This window comes from Mesobacillus thioparans (genome assembly GCF_965138835.1).
Lineage (GTDB): Bacteria > Bacillota > Bacilli > Bacillales > Cytobacillaceae > Mesobacillus > Mesobacillus thioparans.
In genome coordinates this window covers 859,160-884,418 of sequence record NZ_CBCSFH010000001.1, presented here as the reverse complement: position 1 = coordinate 884,418, position 25,259 = coordinate 859,160, and the positions used below count along the sequence as shown (strand labels likewise).

Annotated in this window: 22 protein-coding genes, 15 tRNA genes, 2 rRNA genes and 1 riboswitch; of the genes, 32 read left to right on the top strand and 7 right to left on the bottom strand. The window is 43.8% G+C overall.

All coding sequences use genetic code 11. The features are described 5' to 3' along the window. From ACNAZ4_RS04510 to ACNAZ4_RS04430, 17 genes are all read left to right on the top strand, one after another. A 23S ribosomal RNA gene (locus ACNAZ4_RS04510) occupies positions 1-119 on the top strand; the annotation flags it as partial. A gap of 145 nt (positions 120-264) precedes the next feature. Next, positions 265-380 (top strand): 5S ribosomal RNA (gene rrf / locus ACNAZ4_RS04505). 67 nt (positions 381-447) lie between these two features. Then, positions 448-522: transfer RNA gene (locus ACNAZ4_RS04500), tRNA-Asn, on the top strand. A gap of 4 nt (positions 523-526) precedes the next feature. Beyond that, positions 527-618: transfer RNA gene (locus ACNAZ4_RS04495), tRNA-Ser, on the top strand. A 16-nt stretch (positions 619-634) separates the two neighbouring features. Next, positions 635-709, top strand: a tRNA-Glu gene (locus ACNAZ4_RS04490). Between the two features lie 27 nt (positions 710-736). After that, a tRNA-Val gene (locus ACNAZ4_RS04485) sits at positions 737-812 on the top strand. A gap of 166 nt (positions 813-978) precedes the next feature. Next, positions 979-1,052 (top strand) — tRNA-Met (locus ACNAZ4_RS04480). 3 nt (positions 1,053-1,055) lie between these two features. Beyond that, a tRNA-Asp gene (locus ACNAZ4_RS04475) sits at positions 1,056-1,131 on the top strand. 145 nt (positions 1,132-1,276) lie between these two features. Continuing rightward, positions 1,277-1,352: transfer RNA gene (locus ACNAZ4_RS04470), tRNA-Phe, on the top strand. Between the two features lie 72 nt (positions 1,353-1,424). Further along, a tRNA-Tyr gene (locus ACNAZ4_RS04465) sits at positions 1,425-1,509 on the top strand. Positions 1,510-1,517: 8 nt separating this feature from the next. After that, positions 1,518-1,591: transfer RNA gene (locus tag ACNAZ4_RS04460), tRNA-Trp, on the top strand. Positions 1,592-1,602: 11 nt separating this feature from the next. Further along, a tRNA-His gene (locus tag ACNAZ4_RS04455) sits at positions 1,603-1,678 on the top strand. A gap of 40 nt (positions 1,679-1,718) precedes the next feature. Next, positions 1,719-1,793: transfer RNA gene (locus ACNAZ4_RS04450), tRNA-Gln, on the top strand. Between the two features lie 5 nt (positions 1,794-1,798). Next, a tRNA-Gly gene (locus tag ACNAZ4_RS04445) sits at positions 1,799-1,873 on the top strand. Positions 1,874-1,882: 9 nt separating this feature from the next. Further along, a tRNA-Cys gene (locus ACNAZ4_RS04440) sits at positions 1,883-1,957 on the top strand. 42 nt (positions 1,958-1,999) lie between these two features. Continuing rightward, positions 2,000-2,084, top strand: a tRNA-Leu gene (locus ACNAZ4_RS04435). A 50-nt stretch (positions 2,085-2,134) separates the two neighbouring features. Beyond that, positions 2,135-2,208, top strand: a tRNA-Gly gene (locus tag ACNAZ4_RS04430). Positions 2,209-2,550: 342 nt separating this feature from the next. Here ACNAZ4_RS04430 and ACNAZ4_RS04425 read toward each other — a convergent pair. Further along, positions 2,551-3,219 (bottom strand): B3/B4 domain-containing protein, encoded by a 669-nt coding sequence (locus ACNAZ4_RS04425; protein ID WP_415812964.1) that lies wholly within the window; start codon positions 3,217-3,219, stop codon positions 2,551-2,553. 105 nt (positions 3,220-3,324) lie between these two features. On the opposite strand from ACNAZ4_RS04425, the gene queG reads away from it, so the two are divergent. From queG to yhbH, 7 genes are all read left to right on the top strand, one after another. Continuing rightward, entirely contained in the window at positions 3,325-4,482 is a 1,158-nt protein-coding gene (queG, locus tag ACNAZ4_RS04420) for a tRNA epoxyqueuosine(34) reductase QueG (RefSeq protein ID WP_415812963.1), read from the top strand. Positions 4,483-4,572: 90 nt separating this feature from the next. Then, positions 4,573-5,463: an amidase domain-containing protein gene (locus ACNAZ4_RS04415; protein WP_415812962.1), complete on the top strand. Its 891-nt coding sequence runs from the start codon at positions 4,573-4,575 to the stop codon at positions 5,461-5,463. An 84-nt stretch (positions 5,464-5,547) separates the two neighbouring features. Further along, on the top strand, positions 5,548-6,027 hold the full coding sequence (trmL, locus tag ACNAZ4_RS04410; RefSeq protein ID WP_415812961.1) for a tRNA (uridine(34)/cytosine(34)/5-carboxymethylaminomethyluridine(34)-2'-O)-methyltransferase TrmL: 480 nt from the start codon (positions 5,548-5,550) through the stop codon (positions 6,025-6,027). Between the two features lie 60 nt (positions 6,028-6,087). Further along, on the top strand, positions 6,088-6,837 hold the full coding sequence (nfsA, locus tag ACNAZ4_RS04405; RefSeq protein ID WP_415812960.1) for an oxygen-insensitive NADPH nitroreductase: 750 nt from the start codon (positions 6,088-6,090) through the stop codon (positions 6,835-6,837). Positions 6,838-7,364: 527 nt separating this feature from the next. Continuing rightward, on the top strand, positions 7,365-9,260 hold the full coding sequence (locus ACNAZ4_RS04400) for a PrkA family serine protein kinase (protein ID WP_415812959.1): 1,896 nt from the start codon (positions 7,365-7,367) through the stop codon (positions 9,258-9,260). Positions 9,261-9,354: 94 nt separating this feature from the next. Further along, positions 9,355-9,555, top strand: a complete 201-nt coding sequence (locus ACNAZ4_RS04395) for a hypothetical protein (protein WP_415812958.1) — start codon at positions 9,355-9,357, stop codon at positions 9,553-9,555. 299 nt (positions 9,556-9,854) lie between these two features. Then, positions 9,855-11,024 carry a sporulation protein YhbH gene (gene yhbH / locus ACNAZ4_RS04390; RefSeq protein WP_415812957.1) on the top strand — a complete coding sequence of 390 codons (1,170 nt, stop codon included), beginning with the start codon at positions 9,855-9,857 and terminating at the stop codon, positions 11,022-11,024. Positions 11,025-11,065: 41 nt separating this feature from the next. Here yhbH and ACNAZ4_RS04385 read toward each other — a convergent pair whose 3' ends face one another. Together ACNAZ4_RS04385 and ACNAZ4_RS04380 are read right to left on the bottom strand one after the other, a co-directional pair. Beyond that, positions 11,066-11,260, bottom strand: coding sequence for a YgaP family membrane protein (locus tag ACNAZ4_RS04385; protein WP_415812956.1), 195 nt, complete (start codon positions 11,258-11,260; stop codon positions 11,066-11,068). Between the two features lie 122 nt (positions 11,261-11,382). Further along, complete coding sequence (locus ACNAZ4_RS04380) at positions 11,383-12,183, bottom strand: C39 family peptidase (RefSeq protein ID WP_415812955.1); 801 nt, start codon at positions 12,181-12,183, stop codon at positions 11,383-11,385. Positions 12,184-12,472: 289 nt separating this feature from the next. Here ACNAZ4_RS04380 and ACNAZ4_RS04375 point away from each other — a divergent pair, with 289 nt between their 5' ends. From ACNAZ4_RS04375 to ACNAZ4_RS04360, 4 genes are all read left to right on the top strand, one after another. Further along, positions 12,473-13,987: a glycine betaine uptake BCCT transporter gene (locus ACNAZ4_RS04375; RefSeq protein WP_415812954.1), complete on the top strand. Its 1,515-nt coding sequence runs from the start codon at positions 12,473-12,475 to the stop codon at positions 13,985-13,987. 206 nt (positions 13,988-14,193) lie between these two features. Continuing rightward, entirely contained in the window at positions 14,194-15,132 is a 939-nt protein-coding gene (locus tag ACNAZ4_RS04370; RefSeq protein ID WP_415812952.1) for a sugar-binding transcriptional regulator, read from the top strand. A 265-nt stretch (positions 15,133-15,397) separates the two neighbouring features. Next, positions 15,398-16,612, top strand: a complete 1,215-nt coding sequence (locus ACNAZ4_RS04365) for a NupC/NupG family nucleoside CNT transporter (protein WP_415812951.1) — start codon at positions 15,398-15,400, stop codon at positions 16,610-16,612. Between the two features lie 90 nt (positions 16,613-16,702). Then, on the top strand, positions 16,703-17,458 hold the full coding sequence (locus ACNAZ4_RS04360) for an NRDE family protein (RefSeq protein WP_415812950.1): 756 nt from the start codon (positions 16,703-16,705) through the stop codon (positions 17,456-17,458). Positions 17,459-17,556: 98 nt separating this feature from the next. Here ACNAZ4_RS04360 and ACNAZ4_RS04355 read toward each other — a convergent pair whose 3' ends face one another. Continuing rightward, positions 17,557-18,522, bottom strand: coding sequence for an NAD(P)H-dependent flavin oxidoreductase (locus ACNAZ4_RS04355; protein ID WP_415812949.1), 966 nt, complete (start codon positions 18,520-18,522; stop codon positions 17,557-17,559). Between the two features lie 168 nt (positions 18,523-18,690). Then, positions 18,691-19,521, bottom strand: a complete 831-nt coding sequence (locus ACNAZ4_RS04350) for an aldo/keto reductase (protein ID WP_415812948.1) — start codon at positions 19,519-19,521, stop codon at positions 18,691-18,693. Between the two features lie 633 nt (positions 19,522-20,154). Here ACNAZ4_RS04350 and ACNAZ4_RS04345 point away from each other — a divergent pair. After that, positions 20,155-20,382 carry a thioredoxin family protein gene (locus tag ACNAZ4_RS04345; RefSeq protein WP_415812947.1) on the top strand — a complete coding sequence of 76 codons (228 nt, stop codon included), beginning with the start codon at positions 20,155-20,157 and terminating at the stop codon, positions 20,380-20,382. 7 nt (positions 20,383-20,389) lie between these two features. Here ACNAZ4_RS04345 and ACNAZ4_RS04340 read toward each other — a convergent pair whose 3' ends face one another. Next, entirely contained in the window at positions 20,390-21,058 is a 669-nt protein-coding gene (locus tag ACNAZ4_RS04340) for a hypothetical protein (protein ID WP_415812945.1), read from the bottom strand. A 208-nt stretch (positions 21,059-21,266) separates the two neighbouring features. Between ACNAZ4_RS04340 and ACNAZ4_RS04335 the strand changes: the two genes are divergently transcribed. Then, entirely contained in the window at positions 21,267-22,112 is an 846-nt protein-coding gene (locus tag ACNAZ4_RS04335; protein WP_415812944.1) for a DegV family protein, read from the top strand. Between the two features lie 88 nt (positions 22,113-22,200). Here the strand turns inward: ACNAZ4_RS04335 and ACNAZ4_RS04330 are convergent, their stop codons facing one another. Next, positions 22,201-23,493 (bottom strand): NCS2 family permease, encoded by a 1,293-nt coding sequence (locus ACNAZ4_RS04330; protein WP_415812942.1) that lies wholly within the window; start codon positions 23,491-23,493, stop codon positions 22,201-22,203. 97 nt (positions 23,494-23,590) lie between these two features. Then, positions 23,591-23,692, bottom strand: a riboswitch (purine riboswitch). Positions 23,693-23,969: 277 nt separating this feature from the next. Here ACNAZ4_RS04330 and ACNAZ4_RS04325 point away from each other — a divergent pair. After that, on the top strand, positions 23,970-24,290 hold the full coding sequence (locus tag ACNAZ4_RS04325) for a hypothetical protein (protein ID WP_415812941.1): 321 nt from the start codon (positions 23,970-23,972) through the stop codon (positions 24,288-24,290). Positions 24,291-24,574: 284 nt separating this feature from the next. Then, the gene (locus ACNAZ4_RS04320) at positions 24,575-25,252 is read left to right on the top strand and encodes a nucleotide-binding protein (RefSeq protein ID WP_415812940.1); all 678 of its coding nucleotides are present in this window, start codon (positions 24,575-24,577) and stop codon (positions 25,250-25,252) included. Positions 25,253-25,259 lie beyond the last annotated feature (7 nt).

Genomic DNA, 25,259 nt, shown 5'->3' with positions numbered 1-25,259 from the left:
AGATTTCCCATAGCGCAAGCTAGTAAGAACCCTGAAAGATGATCAGGTTGATAGGTCAGAGGTGGAAGCGCGGTGACGTGTGGAGCTGACTGATACTAATCGTTCGAGGACTTAACCAAATGATTACTCATTTCTCTTGTTTTCTTCTTACACATTATCTAGTTTTGAGGGAATAAAGACTTTCACAAAGTGAAATATCTTTTAAAAATTCTCTTGCAAAATGCATAAAAGACAGTATAATAGATATTGTCTCTAAAAAAAATGTCTGGTGGCGATGGCGAGAAGGTCACACCCGTTCCCATACCGAACACGGAAGTTAAGTTTCTCAGCGCCGATGGTAGTTGGGGGTTTCCCCCTGTGAGAGTAGGACGCCGCCGGGCAAGATGCATTTTACATCTTGTTTCAAAGATACGGATCGTGTATCCAGGTCGGAGAAATTATCACTATTCCGCAGTAGCTCAGTGGTAGAGCACTCGGCTGTTAACCGAGCGGTCGTAGGTTCGAATCCTACCTGCGGAGCCAATTTGGAGAGCTGTCCGAGAGGTCGAAGGAGCACGATTGGAAATCGTGTAGACGGTCAACGCTGTCTCAAGGGTTCGAATCCCTTGCTCTCCGCCATAGAAATTATATATCTGGCCCCTTGGTCAAGCGGTTAAGACACCGCCCTTTCACGGCGGTAACACGGGTTCGAATCCCGTAGGGGTCACCATTCACTTTAACAAAGCAACTTAATAATGGAGGATTAGCTCAGCTGGGAGAGCATCTGCCTTACAAGCAGAGGGTCGGCGGTTCGATCCCGTCATCCTCCACCATATAATTTCAAGAATAATATTATCGTCGCGGGGTGGAGCAACGAGCGTTACTTCACTGTATGAACTGCGAGTTGTACCGATTGAGCTGCTGCTTGAATAAGCATCCTGAGATCGGGACAGTCATTGCTCACTAAGAGCATAAACCAAATAATATTTTTATTATCGTCGCGGGGTGGAGCAGTCCGGTAGCTCGTCGGGCTCATAACCCGAAGGTCGCAGGTTCAAATCCTGCCCCCGCAATCTGGTCCCGTGGTGTAGCGGTTAACATGCCTGCCTGTCACGCAGGAGATCGCCGGTTCGATCCCGGTCGGGACCGCCATTTTTAATTAGGCTCAGTAGCTCAGTCGGTAGAGCAAGTTGCTCACATCGTTGAATAAGCTTCTGCGGCAACTTGCGAGAAAGACCGTAAGGTCATTCGAGCAAAGGACATAAGCCTAACAAAGTTTAGGTAACAATATTATATTGGCTCAGTAGCTCAGTCGGTAGAGCAAAGGACTGAAAATCCTTGTGTCGGCGGTTCGATTCCGTCCTGAGCCACCATTAATAATTAATTCCTGGCTGATCAGGAAAATGAGTAAATGGGTTTTTCAACATCGGAAATGATGTTATAATGGAGGGGTAGCGAAGTGGCTAAACGCGGCGGACTGTAAATCCGCTCCCTCAGGGTTCGGCGGTTCGAATCCGTCCCCCTCCACCATTTAACACAGGGGTATAGTTTAAAGGTAGAACGAAGGTCTCCAAAACCTTTGGTGTGGGTTCGATTCCTACTACCCCTGCCAATTTTATAATGGCGATTGTGGCGAAGTGGTTAACGCACCTGATTGTGGTTCAGGCATTCGTGGGTTCGATTCCCATCAGTCGCCCCATTATAATTCACAAATGTAATAATAAGAGCATACAATATATTGGGCTATAGCCAAGCGGTAAGGCATCGCACTTTGACTGCGACATGCGTTGGTTCGAATCCAGCTAGCCCAGCCATTTTTGCGGAAGTAGTTCAGTGGTAGAATACAACCTTGCCAAGGTTGGGGTCGCGGGTTCGAATCCCGTCTTCCGCTCCAATATAATATGGCGGCATAGCCAAGTGGTAAGGCAAAGGTCTGCAAAACCTTTATTCACCGGTTCAAATCCGGTTGCCGCCTCCACTAATCATTTAGTGGCAATAGCAGTACATGAAATCTTCATATGCCGGTGTGGCGGAATTGGCAGACGCGCACGACTCAAAATCGTGTTCCTTCTGGAGTGTCGGTTCGACCCCGACCACCGGTACCATCTTTATTTTAAACAGGATTTCCTGTTTTCTTTATTTTCATAAGATGTATGCGGGTGTAGTTTAGTGGTAAAACCTCAGCCTTCCAAGCTGATGATGAGGGTTCGATTCCCTTCACCCGCTCCATACATACGTGACTAACGCAGCATTTCGTTTCTTGAAAACGACGTGCTGCGTTTTTTCTTTGACTTTGTTTTAACTGAATGTTGATTTCACAGTGTTTGAAAAATAAACGGAACATTTCCGTTTAAATTGAAAACGCCCCATATCTTTTTAAAGATAATGGGCGTTATTCCGTTTATTTCATCCAAATCAATGGATTTCGTATTATTTATAGCAGTTAACCGGAAGATCTCCGCCTATTTGTGCTTTCTAAACATACTCCCATGACAATACCTGGAAATTCTCCGCTTATAACATCCATTAAACTCTGCAATGCATGATTATCCGAGAAGAAAAAAAGATGTCTTAGCATCCCACGATTGTATAAGTACCTGTTCCTCCATGTATCTGGTTGAACATGTTCATCAGCGATTCGGTCATCTTTTCCTTGCCTTGTGCAGGCGATGATGGCCTTAAATAGACAATCTGCAGCGCATTAGTTGTTTTTTCTGTCACGGCGGTTCTTTCTGAATCGACAAATGGGCTGCCGAATGGTCCTTGTTCATCCGCTGAAATCAGCAGGTCGGCCAGGTTATTAGCGCGTCCATTCAAACCTGTGTATTCTTCGTTTTCTTCACCTATTTTAATCGTTACATCGCCCACTAGCTTATCCATGTCATAAACGCCTATTGGAATCTGATATTCAAGTGAGAAGAAATTATTCAAATCTATTGCACTATGTACAGATTGAAGATAGTTCTGCTTCGAAATCCTTCGGTAGAGGGCTTCGGCCGAGTGTCTATATCGGTTTGGGTCTTTCCCTGTTGTTTTGAATATTCCTCGCCACTCTTTGATCCCTTCAAGCTCCGTTACGTTTTTATCCAGAAGGTCAAAATAGATTGATTCCTGGAAGAGCTGCAGTCTGCCTTTCAACATTTGCGGAGACTTTCCTACTTGTATATTCTTATACTGTATCATCCCGATCGTAAATCCGGGAATGAGGTCACATATCGCCCTGGAAACTTGAATTTCCATTGATTCCACCTCCAAATCTGCTTTAAAATAGTTTATCATAAAAGAGATTTGCTTTTAAATTATTGGATTCATATATAGATATCAATTGGAAAGGAGGGATCCGCAATGGATACAGCAATTTTGAAGAAGGATATCATTGCTTACAGCAAAACGATCGGCATCGATAAAATTGGTTTTGCGGCACCATCGACTTTTGAAGAGATGAAGGTCCGGTTATACAGGCAGCAGGAACTTCATTATCAATCCGGATTTGAGGAAAAGGATATTGAAAAGAGAACGGAGCCTGGCTTGATTTTTGACACTCCTAAATCAATCATTTCGATTGCTCTCGCTTATCCTTCAAAAATGAAGACGAAAGTGATCAGCAAGAAGGGTGAAAGGCGGGGAATCTTCTGCCGGGCCTCCTGGGGAACTGATTACCACGCTATCCTTAGGGACAGGCTGAAAAAACTCGAGGAATATATTGCTTTGAAAGTTCCCGAAGCACGCTTCAAATCGATGGTCGATACCGGTGAACTCGTTGACAGGGCTGTCGCAGAACGTGCGGGAATCGGCTGGAGCGGCAAGAATTGTTCAATCATCACACCGGAGTTCGGCTCATACGTCTATCTGGGGGAAATGATCACGAATATCCCGTTTGAGCCTGATCATCCGATGGAAGACCTCTGCGGCAGCTGTAACAAGTGTGTGGATGTCTGTCCTACAGGTGCGCTTGTACAGGGCGGCCAGCTTGATGCGCAAAAATGCATCGCGTTCGTGACTCAAACCAAGGGATTTTTAGCGGATGAATTCAGGGAGAAGCTTGGAAACCGTTTATATGGATGTGATACTTGCCAGACGGTTTGTCCTGAGAACAAAGGGAAGGATTTTCACTTCCATGAAGAAATGGAACCAGACCCTGAGATTGCGAAACCACTGCTTAAGCCACTGTTGACGATGAGCAACCGGGAGTTCAAAGATAGGTTCGGACATGTTTCAGGATCCTGGAGAGGAAAGAAGCCTATCCAGCGTAATGCAATCATTGCGCTCGCTCATTATAAGGATGATACTGCAGTGCCGGAACTAATAGCTGTGATGAAGAATGACCCAAGACCAGTCTTAAGAGGAACTGCAGCCTGGGCTCTTGGTAAAATTGGAGGAAGCGAAGCGAAAGATGCTTTGACTCTTGCTGTCGCTAAGGAAGAAGATGAAGAAGTTTTGCTCGAAATCAGGAAAGGGCTGGATTTTTTTAAGGAAGATTCCCAAGTGAATATGACAATGTAGACCGAATGGATTTTACTTTAATCCATTCTTTTTTTATGCCTGAAATTCCTTAGCCCTTCATAAACATGATAGGTGAAGGGAGAGATGAGTATGCGTGATCAACTGCAGGAACTGCTGGAACAGCGTGTCCTTCAATGTGTATCCATGCCTCGAAATCAATTGCATGAGTGTCCGGGCATTGAGTTGAAAAAGCAGAGCTTTTCAAACAGGTCTGCTGAAATTGTAAAAGCAAAAGGAGATGGCAGGATTCGGCGAAAATTGGAAGAGAAGGAAAATGCATCTGTGTTATATGATGTCCACTTTCAGTATTTGATCAAACAAAGAGGATTATTTTACATGGAGGAGGAAGTGGAAAAGAGGCGGGCTGAATTTTATAAAGGTGTCCTCGTGAAAGATGAGAAATTGAAAGAGAGTGAGCGGACTGAAGCTGGTGAAGAATCGCTGCCGGTCTTTACGCAAGAAACCGACGGACAGGACAGGAAGGGATTCAGATATGACAGGTTAAAGGCTGTCCAGTATGCTGAACGCTGGTGGAATGACTATAATCCTGCATATAAGAAATTTGAGGTGGATTGCACGAATTATATCTCGCAATGCCTGAATGTAGGCGGGGCGCCGATGCGGGGCTATCCAAACCGAAGCAATGGCTGGTGGATGCAGAATAATAACTGGAGTTTCACCTGGTCTGTTGCAAATGCGTTGCGCTGGCATATTCCCGGTTCAAAGTTCGGTTTAAGGGGAAGAGAGGTAAGCAGTGCCGAAAAGCTGAAGCTTGGGGATGTGATCTGCTACGATTTCCAGGGGGATGGCCGATTTGACCATACAACTATAGTTACCGGGCATGACGCCGACGGAATGCCGCTTGTCAACGCCCATACGTATAACAGCCGAATGAGGTACTGGGCATATGAGGATTCGACTGCCTATACCCCGAATATAAAGTATAAGTTCTTGACGATTACTGATGATCGTGATGAATGAAGGGAAGCTTGTCCTGGTCCAATTCTTTTGCTGTGAGGGAGTGAAATGGTATAATAGCTGTAGTTTTGATTAGAGGTGAAAGTCATGGCATTGCATGTTGTATTATACCAGCCGCTCATTCCAGCAAACACGGGCAATATTGCGCGCACCTGCGCTGGTACCGATACCGAGCTTCACTTGATCAGGCCGTTGGGATTTTCGACGGATGATAAGATGCTGAAGCGTGCCGGGTTGGATTATTGGGAACACGTGAAGATTCATTACTATGATTCGCTCGAGGATTTTTATCAGCAGAACGAGGGCGGAGAATTCTTTTACGTGACCAAATTTGGCAAAAAGGCGCATTCTGATTTTGATTATAGTGCAGTCGACCAGGAGTTCTTCTTTATTTTTGGCCGGGAGACAACCGGACTTCCCAAAGAAGTAATCGAAAGCAATATGGAGAGATGCCTGAGGCTGCCTATGAATGAAAATATCCGTTCTTTAAATCTGTCCAATACAGCCGCTATCCTGATTTATGAGGCGTTAAGACAGCAGGGTTATCGCGATTTGCGCAAATATTAGGAGGCCTTTTCAGGTCTCCTTTTTGGCATCACCAGAATTTAAGAAGGAGCTGAGAGAAGAATGAACAAGGTAATCGAATCCATTTTAAACCATCGCTCGGTAAGGAGCTTTAAAAATAAGGCGCTGGAGCGCGAGCAGATAGAAGCGATTGTAAAAAGTGCACAGGCAGCGTCTACATCAAGCTTCATCCAGGCGTATTCAATCATTGGCGTAACGGACCAGAAGAAAAAGGACAAGCTGTCTGAGATTGCCGGCAATCAGGCATATGTTGCGGCTAATGGCCATTTCTTTGTGTTTTGTGCGGATCTTCACCGCCATAAGGTCTTAGCTGAGATGGAAAATGCTGATTTGAATGATTCGATCGAGAGCACGGAGAAATTCATGGTTGCCCTGATCGACGCCGCACTGGCTGCCCAGAATGCCGCAGTTGCTGCTGAATCAATGGGTCTTGGAATTTGCTATATAGGCGGAATCCGCAATGACCTGGAAGCTGTTAAGGAAGTCTTGAAGACGCCTGAACATGTGATTCCCCTGTTTGGCATGGCGGTAGGTTATCCTGACCAGGAGACGGATATAAAGCCTCGTCTTGCAATGGAACATGTCTATATGGAAAATGAGTATCAGCAAGATGAGAGTTTGTATGAGAAACAGCTGCAAGATTATAATGAAACGACCTCGCAATACTACCGGGAAAGAACCGGTGGCAAACGTGAGGACACATGGACTGGGCAGATGGCAAAAATGCTCGGGCGCAAATCACGGATGTATATGAAGGGGTTTGTGGAAAAGCAGAATTTGAATAAAAAATAATTATGAAAGGCTCTTTTCTCAAACTTTGTTGCTATTGGCTACAAAATAGAATTGAATTACCTAAGATTGTTCACACAATTCAGAACTATTATGAGAAAAGAGCTTGCAAACTTAGTACCGACCTACAAAATGGCTATTATCACGTTAAAATCGGCTTTAGGATTTTAACAACCATCTTTACGAAAACAGCCTTATGAAAAAATAAAAAGCTGCCGGGTGGCAGCTTTTTATTTTTTTGTGATTCCCGGCTTATCATCGTAACCTGCAGTGAAGATTGCAGATAAGAATGTAATAGTTACACCAATAATCAGAATCAATTTCATGTATGTAAGCCTCCCTTTTATTCGTCTTTGTCCATATAGAAATTATTATAGCCTATTATCTCCGAACTGTGAAGGATAGGCTCCTTTTTTGCATCGGGAATTAAAAAAGACCATCAGGACTGCCCAACGAATACGCATGTTCAAATTGTTTGCTGCATAGAATTTATTAATCGTCTCTTGATAACGCTACATGGGGAGGTCCATATGGATATTTTAAAAAAGATTGAAATGTATCGCCAGGATGAAGAGAAGCTAAAGTGGGAAGGGACGTTCAGGGAGTATCTGGAAATAGTGAAGGAACAGCCATGGGTTGCTCAATCGGCACATTCTCGTGTATATAATATGATTAAAGACGCAGGGATTGAAAACGATAAAAGCAAGAAGCGCTATTCCTTCTTCAATTCACAGTTATTTGGTCTGGAGGAAGCATTGGAGAGGCTTGTCGAGGAGTATTTTCATCCGGCAGCGAAACGACTGGATGTCAGGAAGCGGATCCTGCTCCTGATGGGACCTGTGAGCGGCGGGAAGTCAACCCTGGTCACAATGCTTAAAAGAGGATTGGAAGCTTATTCGCACACTGACAGGGGAGCAATTTACGCTATTAAGGGTTGCCCTATGCATGAAGATCCGCTGCATATGATCCCGCATCATCTCCGCAAGGATTTCTATGATGAATATGGCATCAGGATTGAAGGCAATCTGTCGCCGCTGAATATGATGCGACTTGAACAGGAATATGGCGGCAGGATTGAAGATGTCATTGTTGAAAGGATCTTTTTCTCTGAAGATAAGCGGACAGGGATTGGCACATTCAGTCCATCTGATCCGAAGTCCCAGGATATTGCCGATTTGACAGGAAGCATCGATTTCTCCACAATCGCGGAATATGGTTCTGAATCCGATCCGCGTGCCTATCGTTTTGATGGTGAATTGAATAAGGCCAACCGCGGGATGATGGAGTTCCAGGAAATGCTGAAGTGTGATGAGAAATTCCTCTGGCATTTGCTGAGCCTGACGCAGGAAGGCAATTTTAAAGCCGGAAGATTCGCATTGATCAGCGCTGATGAGCTGATTGTAGCTCACACGAATGAAACAGAATACCGTTCGTTCATCTCCAATAAAAAGAACGAAGCGCTCCATTCACGGATTATCGTAATGCCGATACCATATAACTTAAAAGTTTCCGAGGAAGAGAAAATCTATGACAAGATGATCAGGGAGAGTGACGTGAATGATGTCCACATCGCCCCGCATACTTTAAGGGTGGCTGCGATGTTCACGATTCTTACACGTTTGAAGGATCCGAAAAAAGGTGACATCGACCTAATCAAGAAGATGAGATTATATGATGGAGAGAGTGTCGAAGGCTACAACAGGGCGGATGTAGAGGAACTGAAAAAAGAGCATCAGGATGAGGGAATGAGCGGAATTGACCCTCGATATGTCATTAACCGGATTTCTTCTACGATCATCAGGAAGGAAGTCAAGACGATCAATGCTTTAGATGTTCTGAGATCACTTAAGGAAGGACTTGACCAGCACCCTTCCATTACAGCTGAGACAAGAGAACGTTACCTTAACTATATTTCGATCGCACGCAAGGAATACGATGACATCGCGAAAAAAGAAGTGCAAAAGGCATTCGTCTATTCATACGAAGAATCAGCTAAAACGCTTATGGATAATTACCTTGATAATGTCGAGGCGTATTGCAATAAAGCGAAGATGCGTGATCAGCTGACTGGCGAGGAAATCAATCCGGATGAGAAGCTGATGCGCTCGATTGAGGAACAGATTGGCATTTCTGAAAATGCGAAGAAAGCATTCCGTGAAGAGATTTTAATCAGGATTTCAGCGTATGCGCGCAAAGGCAAGAGGTTTGATTACAATTCTCATGATCGTCTGCGTGAAGCAATCCAGAAAAAGCTATTTGCTGATCTGAAGGATGTTGTGAAGATCACGACTTCAACGAAAACTCCAGATGAGACACAGCTGAAGAAAATCAATAATGTTGTTGCAAGGCTGATTGATGAGCATGGCTACAATTCCACATCCGCCAATGAATTGCTGCGGTATGTCGGTAGCTTGTTAAATAGATAGTCAGAAAGGACCTGCAGCTTGCAGGTCCTTTCAGCTTGATGTACATGGGTTTAATTATACTCTATAGAGGGAATAGTACAGGCAAGAGGTGATCATGATGGCTAAAAAAGACTTAGGAAAAGAAGAGTTACCAAAAGACTATGTCCCTAAAAATAGTTCCATGGCACACAACGAAGAGGAAATTGAAGATCTTGGCAAGCAAATGGAACATCGCCGAAGTGGCGAAGTGTTAAAAGAGGAATATGATAAAGTACCGGATCCGATTCAATTTGATAAAGCGAATGACAAGAAATAACCTTTGCGAATTATGCAAAGGTTATTTTTTTTCTTGTAATTGAATCGACTTAATGTGTCCCGTATTGAATGAAGTGTACAATCGGTATCCCAGCAGCACCGGGGGATTTCACAGATAAAATGGGCTTGTCCAGCGCCAGTATATAGGGATAATTGTCAAAATTATTTGTAAATTATTTTGTCTTCTTGCATAAGATAGAGTAATACATTTCCCCCCGTGGTGAATGGCCATCGGGATATTGTATGAAATAAGATTGTCGTATGTTACTAAAAATGAAAATTTCAAAGGAGGGGTTGAAAATGACCGATGAAAGCAATCACCAGTTTGTGATTTCCCAGGAAGATTGGTCCCTCCACCGCAAAGGACATGACGATCAACAGCGCCATCAGGAAAAGGTGCAGGAAGCCATAAAGAGCAATCTGCCTGATTTGATCACAGAAGAGAACATTATCATGTCCAACGGCAGGGATGTCGTAAAGATTCCGATCAGGTCACTGGATGAGTACAAAATCCGTTATAACTATGATAAGAACAAACATGTAGGCCAGGGCAACGGGGATACGAAGGTTGGGGATGTTGTCGCCCGGGATGGCTCAGGCCAGCAGCAGGGGCCAGGCAAAGGCCAGGGAGCAGGAGACCAGGCTGGAGAAGATTATTATGAAGCTGAAGTATCAATGATGGAAATTGAGGAGGCCCTATTCAAAGAGCTGGAGCTTCCAAACCTCAAGAAGAAGGAAGATCAGGAACATCTGGTAGAAAACATTGAATTCAACGACATCAGGAAGACGGGGCTCATGGGAAATATCGATAAAAAGCGCACGATGATGTCAGCATACAAACGGAATGCGATGACCGGTAAGCCCGCTTTCCATCCAATCTACAAGGAGGACTTGAAATTCAAGACCTGGAATGAGGTTGTGAAGCCAGACTCAAAGGCTGTTGTGCTTGCAATGATGGATACGAGCGGCAGTATGGGACTCTGGGAAAAATATATGGCGAGGAGCTTTTTCTTCTGGATGACCCGTTTCCTTCGCTCAAAATATGAAACGGTCGAAATTGAATTCATCGCCCATCATACCGAAGCAAAGGTCGTATCCGAGGAAGACTTTTTCTCTAAAGGAGAAAGCGGCGGTACCATTTGTTCATCCGCCTATCGAAAAGCTTTAGAACTTATTGAATTGAAATACAATCCGAGCAAGTTTAATATTTACCCATTCCACTTTTCCGATGGTGATAACCTGACCTCCGACAATGCCCGCTGTGTGAAATTAGTTGAAGAACTGATGAAGGTCTCCAATATGTTCGGTTATGGAGAAGTCAATCAGTACAACCGCCACTCGACCCTTATGTCCGCGTATAAAAACATTAAAGATGAACATTTCAGATACTATATCCTCAAGCAAAAAGCTGATGTATTCCATGCCATGAAGAGCTTTTTCAAACAAGAAGAAAATAAAATGTACGCCTAATAAAAATCGGCAGGGTAGGATCCCTTGCCGATTTTTCCTGTTTATCTGTTTTTATTGGTGTTGAGTCCTGCAATTAAGTACAATGGGCAGAATTTTACGATCGACGTAAAAAATAGAACCAGGCCGGCGATACCAAGGTATTTAAGACCGCCATCAGCTAAAAAGAAAAAGGATACCAGCAATAGCCCAAGAATGGCACGAATGATCCGATCAGTGTTTCCAACATTTTTCTTCAATACAGACACCCCTATTTAACTTTTTTATAAGTTAAATATATCCGTTTCACGCGTAATCTCCTGTGACTTTTCACACTCATTAAAATTTCAATTGTGTTCATCACTATGAAATTAGGAATCTGTTATTTTTCGATGCCGATTGCCTGGCTTCCCATCTGCGCCCATGCCTTTTCGAATGGTATGCGCGGAACAGCCTTGTATCCAGTGTCAGCCAGAGGGTCGTTGATATAAATTGATTGTTCGTCATAGCCGACAATCAGTACACTATGCTCTTTGTACGTGATCTTGACATCCCCGGTGTTGGTTTTCCAGGTAGTGAACTCGGATTCTGGCAGAGGGGCAAAAGTGGAATTAATGATCACCCAGACCGGCGATCCGCTGTCAAGCAGCTCACTCACTGCCTTGAAGGGCTGACGGGTTACATCCTTCACCTTCCCCGGAATGTAGTTCTCCGCAAGGTTGGCGACTGGTCCGTGGTAAACGCCATAACCCGATTTGCTGAATGTATAAATATCACCGACGAATCCATCATAAGGGTTGCTTCGGACATAATTCGCATCTCGGAAGGGGATTTTAAATATTTCCTTTGCTAAAGTCATCTTATCAACGGCAATTCCTTCATATTGAAGCAGCATGGTCAGACTTGTCACTTCACACCCGCGCTGTAGTTCGGGAAGCTGGCTTACATGTGGAACTCCGTCAATGATTATTTTTTCTTCCTTATTCGTAAAATTTTTAAGAAGATTTTTATCTTCGATCTCTTTATTCACAAGATGAGTTTCAGTACGGGTGATTTTTGGTGCTTCTTCAGTTTTTGCCTCTGCTGTCGGATTTTCAATCGACCGTATTTTCTCTGCACCGAGGAAGGTGACAAGGAAAATGGCTCCTATTGATAATGCCCTGACAAATAATTTTTCATTCAAAATATCGACTCCTTACTACATCTCTCTATCAATCTTATACAAGTTTCGACATTGGTTCAATAGACTAATAGATTCTTAATGGGACATGGGAAAATCAAATTGAAGCATAAACAAAGAAATCCGCTTTTTTCAAGCGGACATAATTGCAAAACAAATTTGTACTAAATAGATTTGTACATTTTTGTTGATGTTTCAGGCCATACTAACTCTGTTATGAGTCAATCTTTTTTAAAAAACGTTAAATTATGTTAGGGTATTAAAGTGTCAAATTATAGAAGGGAGTTTTATAATGAAAAAGGATTCATCTGTTTTTTTCATATCGACCGGGATTTTGCTCCTGATGGTCCTGTTCGGTGTGTTGGTACCAAAAAAACTTGAAGCAGTTACGGCCAATATCCAGGCTTTCATCACTGATTCTTTGGGATGGTATTATTTAATTCTTGTATCATTAATTGTTATTATTTGTCTCTATTTCCTCATAAGTCCATTGGGGAAAATCAGATTAGGCAAGCAGGATGACCGTCCGGAATTTTCGACGCTGACCTGGTATGCGATGCTGTTCAGTGCCGGCATGGGAATTGGGCTGGTTTTCTGGGGTACTGCCGAGCCGATCAGCCACTTCATGGTATCGACACCGACAGGAGTAGAGCCGGGAACGAACCAGGCTATTCGTGATTCAATGAGATTCACATTTTTCCATTGGGGCATCCATGCATGGGCCATTTATGGAATCGTCGCTTTAGTTCTTGCGTATTTCAATTTCCGCCATGGAAAGCCTGGACTGATCAGTGCCACGCTCGGACCGATTTTAGGCGACCGTACTGAAGGGGCCGCTGGAAAAATAGTCGATGTTATTTCTGTTGTCGCGACGGTGATCGGTGTGGCAACAACTTTAGGATTTGGAGCTGTACAAATTAACGGGGGACTTTCTTACCTGTTTGGAATACCTACTGGTTTCATGGCTCAATTGTTGATTGTCCTGGTTGTCACGGTATTGTTCATGATTTCTGCATGGAGCGGACTTGGAAAAGGCATCAAGATTTTGAGTAATGTAAACATGATACTGGCAGCAATATTGCTGTTAGCCATGCTGATCCTTGGACCAACACAATTCATCCTTAATTTATTCACGAACACAATCGGAACCTACTTGCAGAACCTGCCTTCAATGAGCTTCCGTATTTCACCGCTGAATGAAGATGTGCGTTCATGGATAAATGGCTGGACCATTTTCTATTGGGCCTGGTGGATTGCTTGGGCACCATTTGTAGGGATTTTTATAGCTCGAGTTTCTAAAGGCCGTACAATCAGGGAATTTGTATTCGGTGTGCTGCTTGTTCCTTCCCTGATCGGCTTCTTATGGTTTTCAGCATTTGGCGGGTCAGCGATTATGCTGGAGAATGAGGGGATTGCGAAGATTTCTGATTTGGCCACTGAAGAAGCACTATTTGGCGTGTTCGCAAATTATCCAATGAGCACACTGTTATCGGTTCTTGCAATGATCCTAATTGGGACATTCTTCATCACTTCTGCGGATTCAGGAACATTTGTTTTAGGTATGATGACGACGAATGGATCACTAACACCCGGCAATAAGATCAAATTCACATGGGGAATCATGCTTGCGGCAATTTCCCTGGTACTGCTATATTCTGGCGGATTACAGGCGCTGCAGAATACAATGATTGTCGCTGCGCTGCCATTCTCCGTCATCATGGCGATGATGGCCTTCAGCTTAATCAAAGCATTAAGTAAAGAGGCAAGAGAACTTGGAATCGGTAAAATTCCAAAGCGAAAGCAGTAATAATGAAAAAGGTATCCTTTCCAATGTGAGAGGATACCTTTTTTGTGCTTCCAAAATTCGAACTAAATGTTCAAAAGAGCCTAATCATATGTAAAGATGTGGAGATTCATGAACATTTTGCTCTTTTTTAAAATGTAAATGTTTTCATATGATTTTTTTGCTAAAATGAAAGTATTGAATTTAAGTCATTTCCAAAGGTGATCAGAATGGAAAAAGAAAAATTATTGAAGATAATCGAGGCGGCAAAGCTGTATTACCTGCTGGATTATAACCAGAATGATATTGCGAAAGAACTGGGCGTGTCGCGGCCGACAGTCTCGAGGTTCCTTCAGATTGCGAAGCAGGAGGGCATTGTTGATATAAAGATCATGGATCCGACTGAGGATGTGGAGAATCTGTCTTTGCAGCTTGAACAAAAGTTTGGGCTCAAAAAAGCGATCGTTACCCATATTCCTCAATATGAGGACAGTGTCATCAAAACCTATCTAGGGGAAAAAGCGGCTTCTTTTTTGAATGAAGTAGTTGAACATGATGATATCATCGGCGTTACCTGGGGGACGACCCTGTATCACGTAGCTCTGGAACTGAAGCAAAAGCCATGTAAGAATGTTAAGGTGGTCCAGTTGAAAGGAGGCGTCAGCCACTCTGAGACAAATACATATGCGAATGAAATCCTGTATTTGTTCGGCAAGGCCTTCAACAGTGCACCCCACCACCTGCCACTTCCTGCAATCGTCGATCATGTCGTGGTGAAGCAGGCAATGGAGGCGGACAGGCATATCAAAAAAATCCTCGAAATGGGGAAGCAGTCCAACATCGCCGTCTATACAATCGGGCCGATTAAATCTGAATCACTATTGTTCCAGTTAGGCTATTTTACAGAAGATGACCTGCAAGTCATCTATTCGAAAGCAGTGGGGGATATTTGTTCCCGGTTCTTCGACAAGGACGGAAAGGTTTGCAACGAAAATCTCAATGCGCGAACATTGGGGATCGAGCTGGAAGAATTAAAGAAGAAAAAGTATTCTATTTTAGTGGCAGGCGGAGCCCATAAAATTGAAGGTATTTATGGTGCATTAAAAGGGAAGTATACTAATGTGCTTGTAACAGACCAATTCACAGCAAAGTTCCTATTAGATAAGTAAAGGTAAAGCATTGTATTCATTAACAAAAGCCATAAGGAACAAACAAATACCCGGTAGGTTTTCAGCCTTGCGGGTATTTTTGTCGAAAAAATGAAAAGGGATTATTTTCATTTTACATTTGTTCAAAAACGTATTTACAAAAGTTCTGTAGTTCTGATATATTTGCTATAGAAAGTTTAAGTTAAGCAAATGTAAACGGTTTAGTGAAATTTTTTTCAATTCATTTGTAAACGTTAACAAATTACACAACAAGAGGTGGGTCACAATGAATATTTTATGGGGTCTGATGGGAATTGCAGTCGTTTTGGGAATCGCATTCATTTTCTCAAATAACAAAAAATCCATCAATTTGCGCACAATCCTTGGTGGATTGGCAATCCAATTCATCTTCGCTTTCGCAGTACTGAAGTGGGAAACAGGAAAGCTGTTATTGAAAAAGCTCTCACTTGGTGTCAATGAAATCGTCAACTATACTGACGCTGGTGTACAATTCCTGTTCGGCGGATTGTTCCAGGCTGAAAATATCGGTTTCGTATTTGCTTTCCAAGTATTGACTGTTGTTATCTTCTTCTCATCTTTAATATCTGTACTTTACTACCTTGGAATCATGCAAGTAATCATCAAGATCCTTGGTGGAGCGCTTTCTAAATTGCTGGGAACGAGCAAAGCTGAATCACTATCAGCTGCAGCTAACATTTTCGTAGGGCAGACTGAAGCACCGCTTGTTGTTAAGCCGTATATTGCAAAAATGACTCAGTCTGAGTTGTTCGCAATCATGGTTGGTGGCCTGGCTTCTGTAGCAGGTTCTGTATTGATTGGTTATTCACTGTTAGGTGTTCCATTGGAATACTTGCTCGCAGCAAGCTTCATGGCTGCTCCGGCAGGTTTGGTAATGGCGAAGATCATGATTCCGGAAACAGAGAAGTCAGTAACTTCGGATGAACTGAAAATGGAAAAAGACACTGATTCAGCTAACGTCATCGATGCAGCCGCAAAGGGTGCCAGCACAGGTCTTCAATTAGCATTGAATATCGGCGCCATGTTGCTTGCGTTCATCGCATTGATTGCTTTGATCAACGGAATCATTGGGTTCATTGGAGGATTCTTCGGAGCTGGAAACTTAACTCTTGAAATGATTCTTGGCTATTTATTTGCTCCACTTGCCTTCGCAATCGGAGTTCCATGGGATGAAGCGATCAAGGCTGGCGGATTCATCGGCCAAAAATTAATCTTGAATGAATTTGTTGCATACTCTTCATTCGGACCGCAAATCGGTGAATTATCTGCTAAAACAGTAGCAATCATCAGCTTTGCGCTTTGTGGTTTCGCAAACGTTTCTTCAATGGGAATCCTGCTTGGCGGACTTGGAAGCCTTGCTCCAGAACGCCGTTCAGACATTGCAAGAATGGGTGTAAGATCCATCATCGCTGGTATGCTTGCTTCATTATTAAGCGCAGCAATGGCAGGAATGTTGTTATAATAAATGATTGAAAAGGGAGGGACTTGGTCCTTCTCTTTTTTTGCTTTGAGTTATAATAGAGGAAAACCGAACGGAAAGCTGTGATGATGAATGTGTTTAATTTTATTTGCTTATAAAGCGCATCCCCAATATAAGCTGATTGTCGCTGCAAATAGGGATGAAGCATACAAACGTGCCACGGCCCCAGCGGCTTTTTGGGAGGATGCCCCAGAGCTGCTGGCCGGACGTGACCTTGAAAAAAAGGGCACCTGGATGGGCGTGACCACTTCAGGGAGATTTGCTGCGCTGACAAATTACCGCGATTCAAGTGAACAGACTGCTGGAAAAAGGACTCGTGGCGAACTTGTGGCCGATTATCTGAAGGGAATGGATGATCCCGGGACATATCTGCAGAAAATGGCACAACGGCGTCTCGAATATCCTGGGTATAATCTTTTGGCTGGTGACATGGAAGAACTTTATTACTATTCGAATCGTGGAAATCAGCCCGTGAAAATAGAGCCTGGCATCCATGGGGTAAGCAACCACCTGCTCAATACCGATTGGCCGAAGGTGGAAAAAGGTAAAACAGGGCTGAAGAAAATATTATCTGAGGATTCGTCCGATTTGGCAGAAGAATTGTTCAGCCACCTGGAAAATGCCGATCCTGCACCTGATCATACTTTGCCTTCAACAGGTGTTTCACTCGAGTGGGAACGATTGCTGTCACCGATGTTCATTAAAAGCGAAGGATACGGGACAAGAAGCTCGACTGTCATATTAATGAATGAGGAAGAAATCTATTTCAACGAACGGGTTTTCACAGAAGGTCAGCGAACAAACCAGGAATTTTTCATAACGCTGTAAACAAAACAGACAACCACTTGAATGGTTGTCTGTTTTGATGAAATGCTGCTTTTGGAAACCATTAGAAGGGAAGCAGAACATGTGAAAAAACACCCTTTCTAAGCAAAGCTTTTAGCAGCTGATATATATTCCATCCTTAAATTTTCAATGATTTTCCTGACTGGGAGGATTTCTTTTATTTCACCCACCCTGGCACCAGCAAATACAAGGCCGTTCTCTACATCCCCTGCAACCGAGGTAAGCAGAGAGTCTAGTGTACAAAATTGATAGGAGCAATTCTTCAGGCAATCTCGGCATTTTTTGATTCTTAGTTTATCTGAAGTAGTAATTAGCCTGGTAAAATGATTGGCAATAGCCCGCCCGTGCAATCCTACAGTTGTTTTTACCAGCTGTAGGTCCTCTTCTGCAGCGGAGACGTATTTTTCCTTAAAGCTTTGCGGAGCATCACATTCCTCGCTGGCCACGAACCTTGTGCCCATTTGGACACCGGATGCGCCAAGTGATAAGGCCCTGGCGATATCAGTACCTGTCATAATTCCTCCGGCAGCAATGACAGGAATCGATACAGACTCAATAATGTCGGGGAGTATTTCAAATAACGGCTTGTCTGTCCCTAGATGCCCGCCTGCCTCGAATCCCTCCACGACTACTGCGGATGCACCCAGGCGTTCCGAGATTTTAGCTAGCTTCGCGGACGAGACGATCGAGATGACAGGGATGCCTGCCTGTCTGCCCCAAGAATACATATCCCTTGAGATTCCTGCACCAGAGATGATGAAATCAACTTTTTCATCCAATGCAGCCTTCATTTTTTCAGCAAAGTCGTTCATAGCAAACAAGACATTAACGCCAATATAACCCTTGCTCTCTGTTAGCTCCCTGGCCTTCCTGATATGTAACCGTAATTCCTCGGTCGAGATCCCTGTTCCGGAAATGATGCCAATGCCGCCTGAGTTTGCCACGGCAGATGCTAATCCGCTCAGTGAAATTCCAACCCCCATTCCTCCTTGCATGATTGGAACACTTGTGACCATATGACCGATTTTAAGCTCTGGAAAATTCATTTTACTACCCCTTTCACCTTTATTCTTTTGCAGTTTAACATGTGGGGGAATAAAAAGAAGTGATTTTTAGCACCAGATAATAAGTTTAGGTATAATAATTTAGTCATAATTTTTTTGCGGAAAAAAACCGCAGAATTCAGATTCTGCGGCTAACTACTTGGGTACTAATTAAAAATCAAAGTTATCAGGATCCGGTCCTACACGCTCGTCTTTGTTCAAGCTGTTCAAACGGTCCATATCCTCGGAAAATAGTTCGAAGTCAAAGATATCTGCATTTTCGATAATGCGGTGTTCCTTGATGGATTTTGGAATTGTCACTACGCCAGTTTGCAAATCCCAGCGAAGGATGATTTGAGCCGGTGATTTTCCATGCTTTTCGGCAATTTCGACAATCGTCGGTTCTGACAGAAGTTCACCCTGTTTCAATGGTGACCATGCTTCCATTTGAATACCTTCGGCTTTACAGAATTCGAGCAGCTCGGTCTGGGCCAAATGTGGATGATATTCAACCTGATTGACCATTGGCTTAACTTCTGCATCCGCCATCAAATCTTTTAGATGATGGACGTGGAAATTGCTGACACCGATTGCGCGGACACGGCCGTCTTTATATAGCTTTTCAAGAGCTTTCCATGTTTCTTTATATTTACCCTCAACAGGCCAGTGAATCAGGTAAAGATCTAGATAATCAAGGCCCAGCTTTTCCATGCTTGTCTCAAAAGCCTGAAGAGTGGATTCATAACCCTGATCCGAATTCCATACCTTTGTCGTGATAAATAACTCTTCACGAGGAACCCCAGCTTCTTTGAGTGCCTGGCCTACACCTTCCTCATTCTTGTATACAGCAGCAGTATCGATGCTTTTATAGCCATTCTTAAGGGCAGCTTTGACAGACTCAACAACTTCCGAACCTTCCTTCACCTTGAACACACCAAGGCCAAACCAAGGCATCTCGACTCCGTTATGTAATTTAGTGGTATCCTGGAGATTTTTTGGCATCCCATGCGCCTCCTCTTCTTATTAATACTTTTCTATCTTCTCACATTTTCGGATTTCTAAAAAGCAATGGGATCTGGAGGGAGGATTAAGGGATAAGTGTGGTTGAACACACTTGAACTTAAGTACAGGGGCAAGAAAGCGTCGGAATTTTGACAGGTGAGGGGTGATAGGGGTAAAAGCTGTCAAAAAAGCTTGGTTATTTTGACAGGTTAGGGGCGTTGGCAGTNAAAGCTGTCAANAAAGCTTNGTNATTTTGACAGGTTTGAGGTGATAGCAGTGAAAGCTGTCAAGAAAGNGNNGTTATTTTGACAGGTAAGGGGTGATAGCAGTAAAAGCTGTCAAGAAANNGTGGTTATTTTGACAGGTNAGGGGTGATAGCAGTAAAAGCTGTCAAGNAATCGTGGTTATTTTGACAGGTTATTGGTGATAGCAGTGAAAGCTGTCAAGAAATCGTGGTTATTTTGACAGGTTAGGGGTGATAGCAGTAAAAGCTGTCAAAATCAGGATGGGTTCTCAGCATATACCTGATGGACAATTCAAAGATCTGCCCCCCAACAGTCTTTCGTTTTAAGAAATGGGGTAAATTCACTTTATACGGTCATGTTGTGTTTTTATCATAAGGAGGGGAAGTATATGATCATTAAAGTGTTGGGAACGGATTGTGAAGAAGCGAGGGGACTTGAGAATAATATTAATAGGGCGATCCAGGAAGCTGGGGTCGCGGCTTTTGTTGAGATGATACAAGATTGTAAGGAAATCGAAAGGTATTCAGTTAATCGTACACCTGCTGTGGTCATTGATGAAAAAGTGGTCTCATCTGGCAAGCAGTTATCAGTTGAGGAGATAATGAGACTATTCTAGGAAATGATCAGGCCTCATTCACGGCCTGATTATTTTCCAGAAATGCCTTTGTGGCCCATAGTGAAATGAGCAGAATCAGTTCGAATCCGTTGGTCGCAGCATCGCTTTCCACTGGAAAGGGAACAGCACTTCCAATTCCCATAAGAATGACCCCGATGGCCATCCATTTCCACTTCCTTTTTTTCCAAAGGATGATGCCGGCAATTAGCAAGGCGGCTGTCACGCCGATGATCATGATTGGCGGACCATGAGAGCCTGCAGATTCATAGCTTAACACTCCAAAAGAGCGGTCAGGCTCCAGCTTGAGGTCTATCGTATTTTGTACAAGCTCGGAAATGACCATGGCCACTGTGAGAAATCCCGCAAAAAGCAGTCCGCCTCGCCCTTTTAACCAACTGAGGTTTGTCTTGCTAGCTGCCGCCCATGAAAATATGATCAGTAGTGGTGTGAAAATGGCATGGAACCAAAAACGCAAGAAGTTCATGTTCTTTAAAAAAGCGCCTTCGCCAATCATGCCTCCTAACGCAAGAACCAGGTTGTCATAGATCAGGCCGAACGTAACGAGCAAAAGTACATTCATCCATCTGAAAAATCCGGATTTGATTGAAGCTTTTAGTCCCCACAGGAATAAAATTAAGTAGATGAGGGAATATAATGCGTAGATATAAGGGTCCATGGAACATGTTCCTCCCAGTCGAGTTTATACCATTGTTCCCGTTGGGCCATGAGTAAAAACATGTGTCAATGTTATTAACTTTTTTATAGTTTCTAACAAATAAATCGTATTCTTAAAAATTACTAATAGTTTTATGAGGAAACTTCATATATCATGGGAATTGTAAGCATATTCATTGCTATATTTTTGACGGAGAACAGGAGAGAACATGACGACATTAAATAACATTGCATGGGTAACCGACAGTACATCTTCACTATCAGAAGAATTCATAAAAGAAAACCATATATACGTTGTGCCTTTAAGCATTATTTTCGGCGAAGAAGCCTATTTGGAGGGCGTTGATATTACAGCAGAGGATTTTTATCCAAAGCTTGCGGCTTCAAAGGTCCTGCCGAAAACATCGCAGCCAGCCATCGGTGAGTTTGTTGAACTCTACCAGAAGCTCAAGGAGCAATACAAGCATGCGATTGCGATTCACGCCTCAAGTGCCCTTACAGGAACTTACCAAGCTTCAGTAGCTGCATCCAGCATGGTGGATTTCAAAGTGGATGTCATTGACTCGAAAATTGGTTCCTTTCCATTGGGACGAATGGTTGAAAAGGGGATTGAGCTTCAAAAGGAAGGCAAGTCATATGATGAAATCGTGTCCCATTTAAGGACGCTGCCTGACAAGGCCAATCTGTATATGGCACCAGGAAGCCTGGAGCAGCTCCATAAAGGGGGCCGGCTCTCGACAACCCAGGTGATCATCGGCAGCTTGATCAAGCTGAAGCTGATTGTCAGGTTCGATGATGGGAAGGTTGTTCTGTTTGATAAGATCAGGACAGAAAGGAAAGTGAAGGAGCGCCTGTTCCAAATTTTAGAGGAGGCCTCTGGCAATGTAAGGGAAGCGAGTGTCATTCATGGAAATGTGCAGCAATTGGCAAACGAATGGCAAGCAGAACTTCAGCAGCGATTCCCGGATATCTCTTTTACAACGACTACATTCAGTCCGGTTGCAGGCACGCATACAGGGCAGGGCACAATCGGATTGGCATGGGTGAATGAATAGAACTTAATGAAAAGGAATCAGCCCGTGCAGGGCTGATTCCTTTTTAAATTGAAAGCCCGCAAGCTTAATAGCTGCGGGCTCTGCGTTGTTATACATATATAAAATAGCCGACAAACAGGAATCCCAGGACATACATAATCGGGTGGACATCTCTGAGCTTGCCCATTCCAAGCATCATCAATGGGTATAGAATGAAACCAAGCGCAATTCCTGTTGCGACGCTGAAGGTGAGCGGCATCATGATGATGGTCACAAAGGCAGGAATGATGACGGCAAGGTTACTCCAGTCGATCTTGCTGATTTCAGTTGCCATCAGCGCCCCAACAATAATCAGGGCTGGTGCAGTAACTTCCGGTGTAATCACGGATAGTACGGGTGAGAAAAACATGGCTGCCCCAAAGCAGGCCGCAATGATGACGGAAGTGAAGCCGGTGCGGCCGCCGACCGCGATACCTGCTGAAGATTCCACGAATGAAGCTGTTGTTGAAGTTCCAAGAACAGCACCGGCAACCGCCGAACCAGCATCAGCAAGCAGGGCACGGCCTGCATTCGGGATTTTATTATCCTTCATCAATCCGGCCTGGCTAGCTACGGCAATCAGAGCGCCAGCTGTATCGAAGAACGCAACGAACAGGAATGTGAAAATGACGGCAAGCACATCTGGTGAGAAAATATCACCTAAATGGTTAAAAACAACACCGAAAGTAGGCGAGATGTCAGGGACAGTGCCCACAACGGAATTGGGTTTTTCAATCAAGCCAGTAAAAATCCCGATGATTGTGGCAACGACCATTCCGTAAAAAATACCGCCCCTGATTCCGCGGGCCATCATGATCACACTGATGATGAAGCCGAACAAGGCAAGCAATACAGGTCCTGATGTAAGATTGCCGATCGATACAAACGTCGCTTCGCTGCCAACGATGATACCAGCATTTTTCAAGCCGATGAATGCGACGAAAAAGCCGATTCCTGCTGCAATCGCATGCTTCAAATCCTGCGGGATGACATTGATGATCTTTTCACGGATTTTCAGAAGGCTGAGGATGACGAACAGGACACCCGCAATGAAGACTCCTGTAAGGGCGACCTCCCATTCAACCCCCATTCCGATGCTGACGCTAAAAGTGAAAAAGGAATTCAAACCCATGCTCGGCGCGATGCCGATCGGAAAATTGGCAAGCAGCCCGATGAGCAATGAGCCGATGATAGCGGAAAGAGCAGTAGCTGTAAACACCGCTCCCTTGTCCATGCCAGCCTGGCTTAGGATCATCGGGTTCACGACAAGAATGTACGCCATCGACAAGAACGTCGTAATCCCGGCAAGTGTCTCTTGTTTGTAATTCGTGTTTCGCTCTGCGAACTGGAAAAAGTTTTTCATATGTGCTGTCCCCCTGGTTGTTTTTTTGAAATAAAAAACTCCGGCAGTGAATGCTGCCGGAGTACCACAAAGGACAAATAGATGCTAAAAAAGAATAGCAAATATTTCAGTCCCTTGTAGTCACGCTTTTTACGGTAGCATGGTAGAAACGTCCGAGCCATATTCTCGAACATATACAAGGAAAAATTATAGATTTAAATAATACTAGAGATCGTATCAGTTATTTTTTCCTAGGTCAATTGGATTTCCGGAAGTTTATCTATTTGATTTTTTCTGATTATTAGGATGATAACTGTAACAGCGAAATTGATTCGATGGTTAAATCCCTGCACTGGTATCGAAAGTCTCGCCATTATGGAGTTTTGACAACTTTTTGAATGAAATATGTGAATAAAAAATGAACTAATTCGCAAAACACCCCTGTTTGGTTTGCAACTTACTATAATGATAGTGTAATCCAAACGGAGGTGCCGATAATGAACGTAACGACGATTATTGAGTTGGAAAATCGGGAAGTTGAAAAGATGGCTGGCGCAAAACTGGTTTTTACTCAGGAGCAGGTTGATGCAAATATCGTGGAGACATGTGTAGATTGCTTTAAATATGAAGGTTCAGATGAATGCCTGGATTCGGATGATGCGATGCAAAAGGTGTTTGAAACTTTGAAAGCTGAAGGATTGATTCCTGAGGCAGTACAGGATTTCTCCTATGAGATGCCATCATGTGAGCGATTGAGAAAAGATGTTTACGAAGAACAGGACATGCCGCAAAAGGTCGTCCTGAGTTTCGCAATATAAAGAATGATAAAAAAGGAGTTCATGATGAACTCCTTTTTTAAAAGATAAGAAAGTATAATTTTCACTACGAGAATTGTCCAGCTCCAGCGCCTAGCCCCTCGAGTCGCTTCGGTCCGCCCAATGAAGTCAAAGAGCGACTTCACTGGTCGGCCCTCCAGCGCTTGTCGGGGCTGACCAAGGCGCTTGCGCTTTTCTCATCGAAAACGTGACTTTTGTCAAAGAGAAGCTGGAAGGAAACTTATATAATACTAAAAGAAAGCGCTTTCAATAAAGGGGGTGTAGCCGTGAAGCGTGGGGCGGATATTACCATCATTACCGGCCATTTCGGAAGCGGCAAAACCGAATTATGTATCAATCTGGCGTTAGAGGCAGCAATGGAGACTGAGAGAGTAGCAGTTGCAGACCTTGATATCGTCAATCCTTATTATCGTGCCAGGGATGCGAGGGCTATGTTTTTGGATAAAGGAATTGAATTGATCGCACCTGCCGAAAGACTTGCTGCTGCGGATTTGCCGATTGTTCCTGGCGATTTGGGCAGAGTGATTTATGATCCGTCGTATAATCTGATTGTCGATGCTGGCGGGGATAAGGATGGTGCGATGGCACTGGGGCAATTTTACAACGATTGGAAAGAACTGAAGCCAGAAGTACTGTTCATCCTGAATGCCAACCGTCCTTATGTAAGTACACTGGAAGGTGCAATGGACACCTTGAAGAAAATTGAAAAGGCGTCAAGGTTGAAGATCACCGGTATCATCAATAATTCAAATGTTGGCAATGAAACCACGATGGAGGATGTGACAAAGGGTTTACAGCTTAGTTCTGCGCTATGTGATCAGCTGGGGATTCCACTTTTGTACACGGTGGTGCCGCGGCATTTGGCAACCGAAGCAGTCGATATTGAAACGGCATCGCGAGTGAAGGTGATCTCCAGGTACTTGAAATTGCCGTGGGAAATGTAAAGGAGGC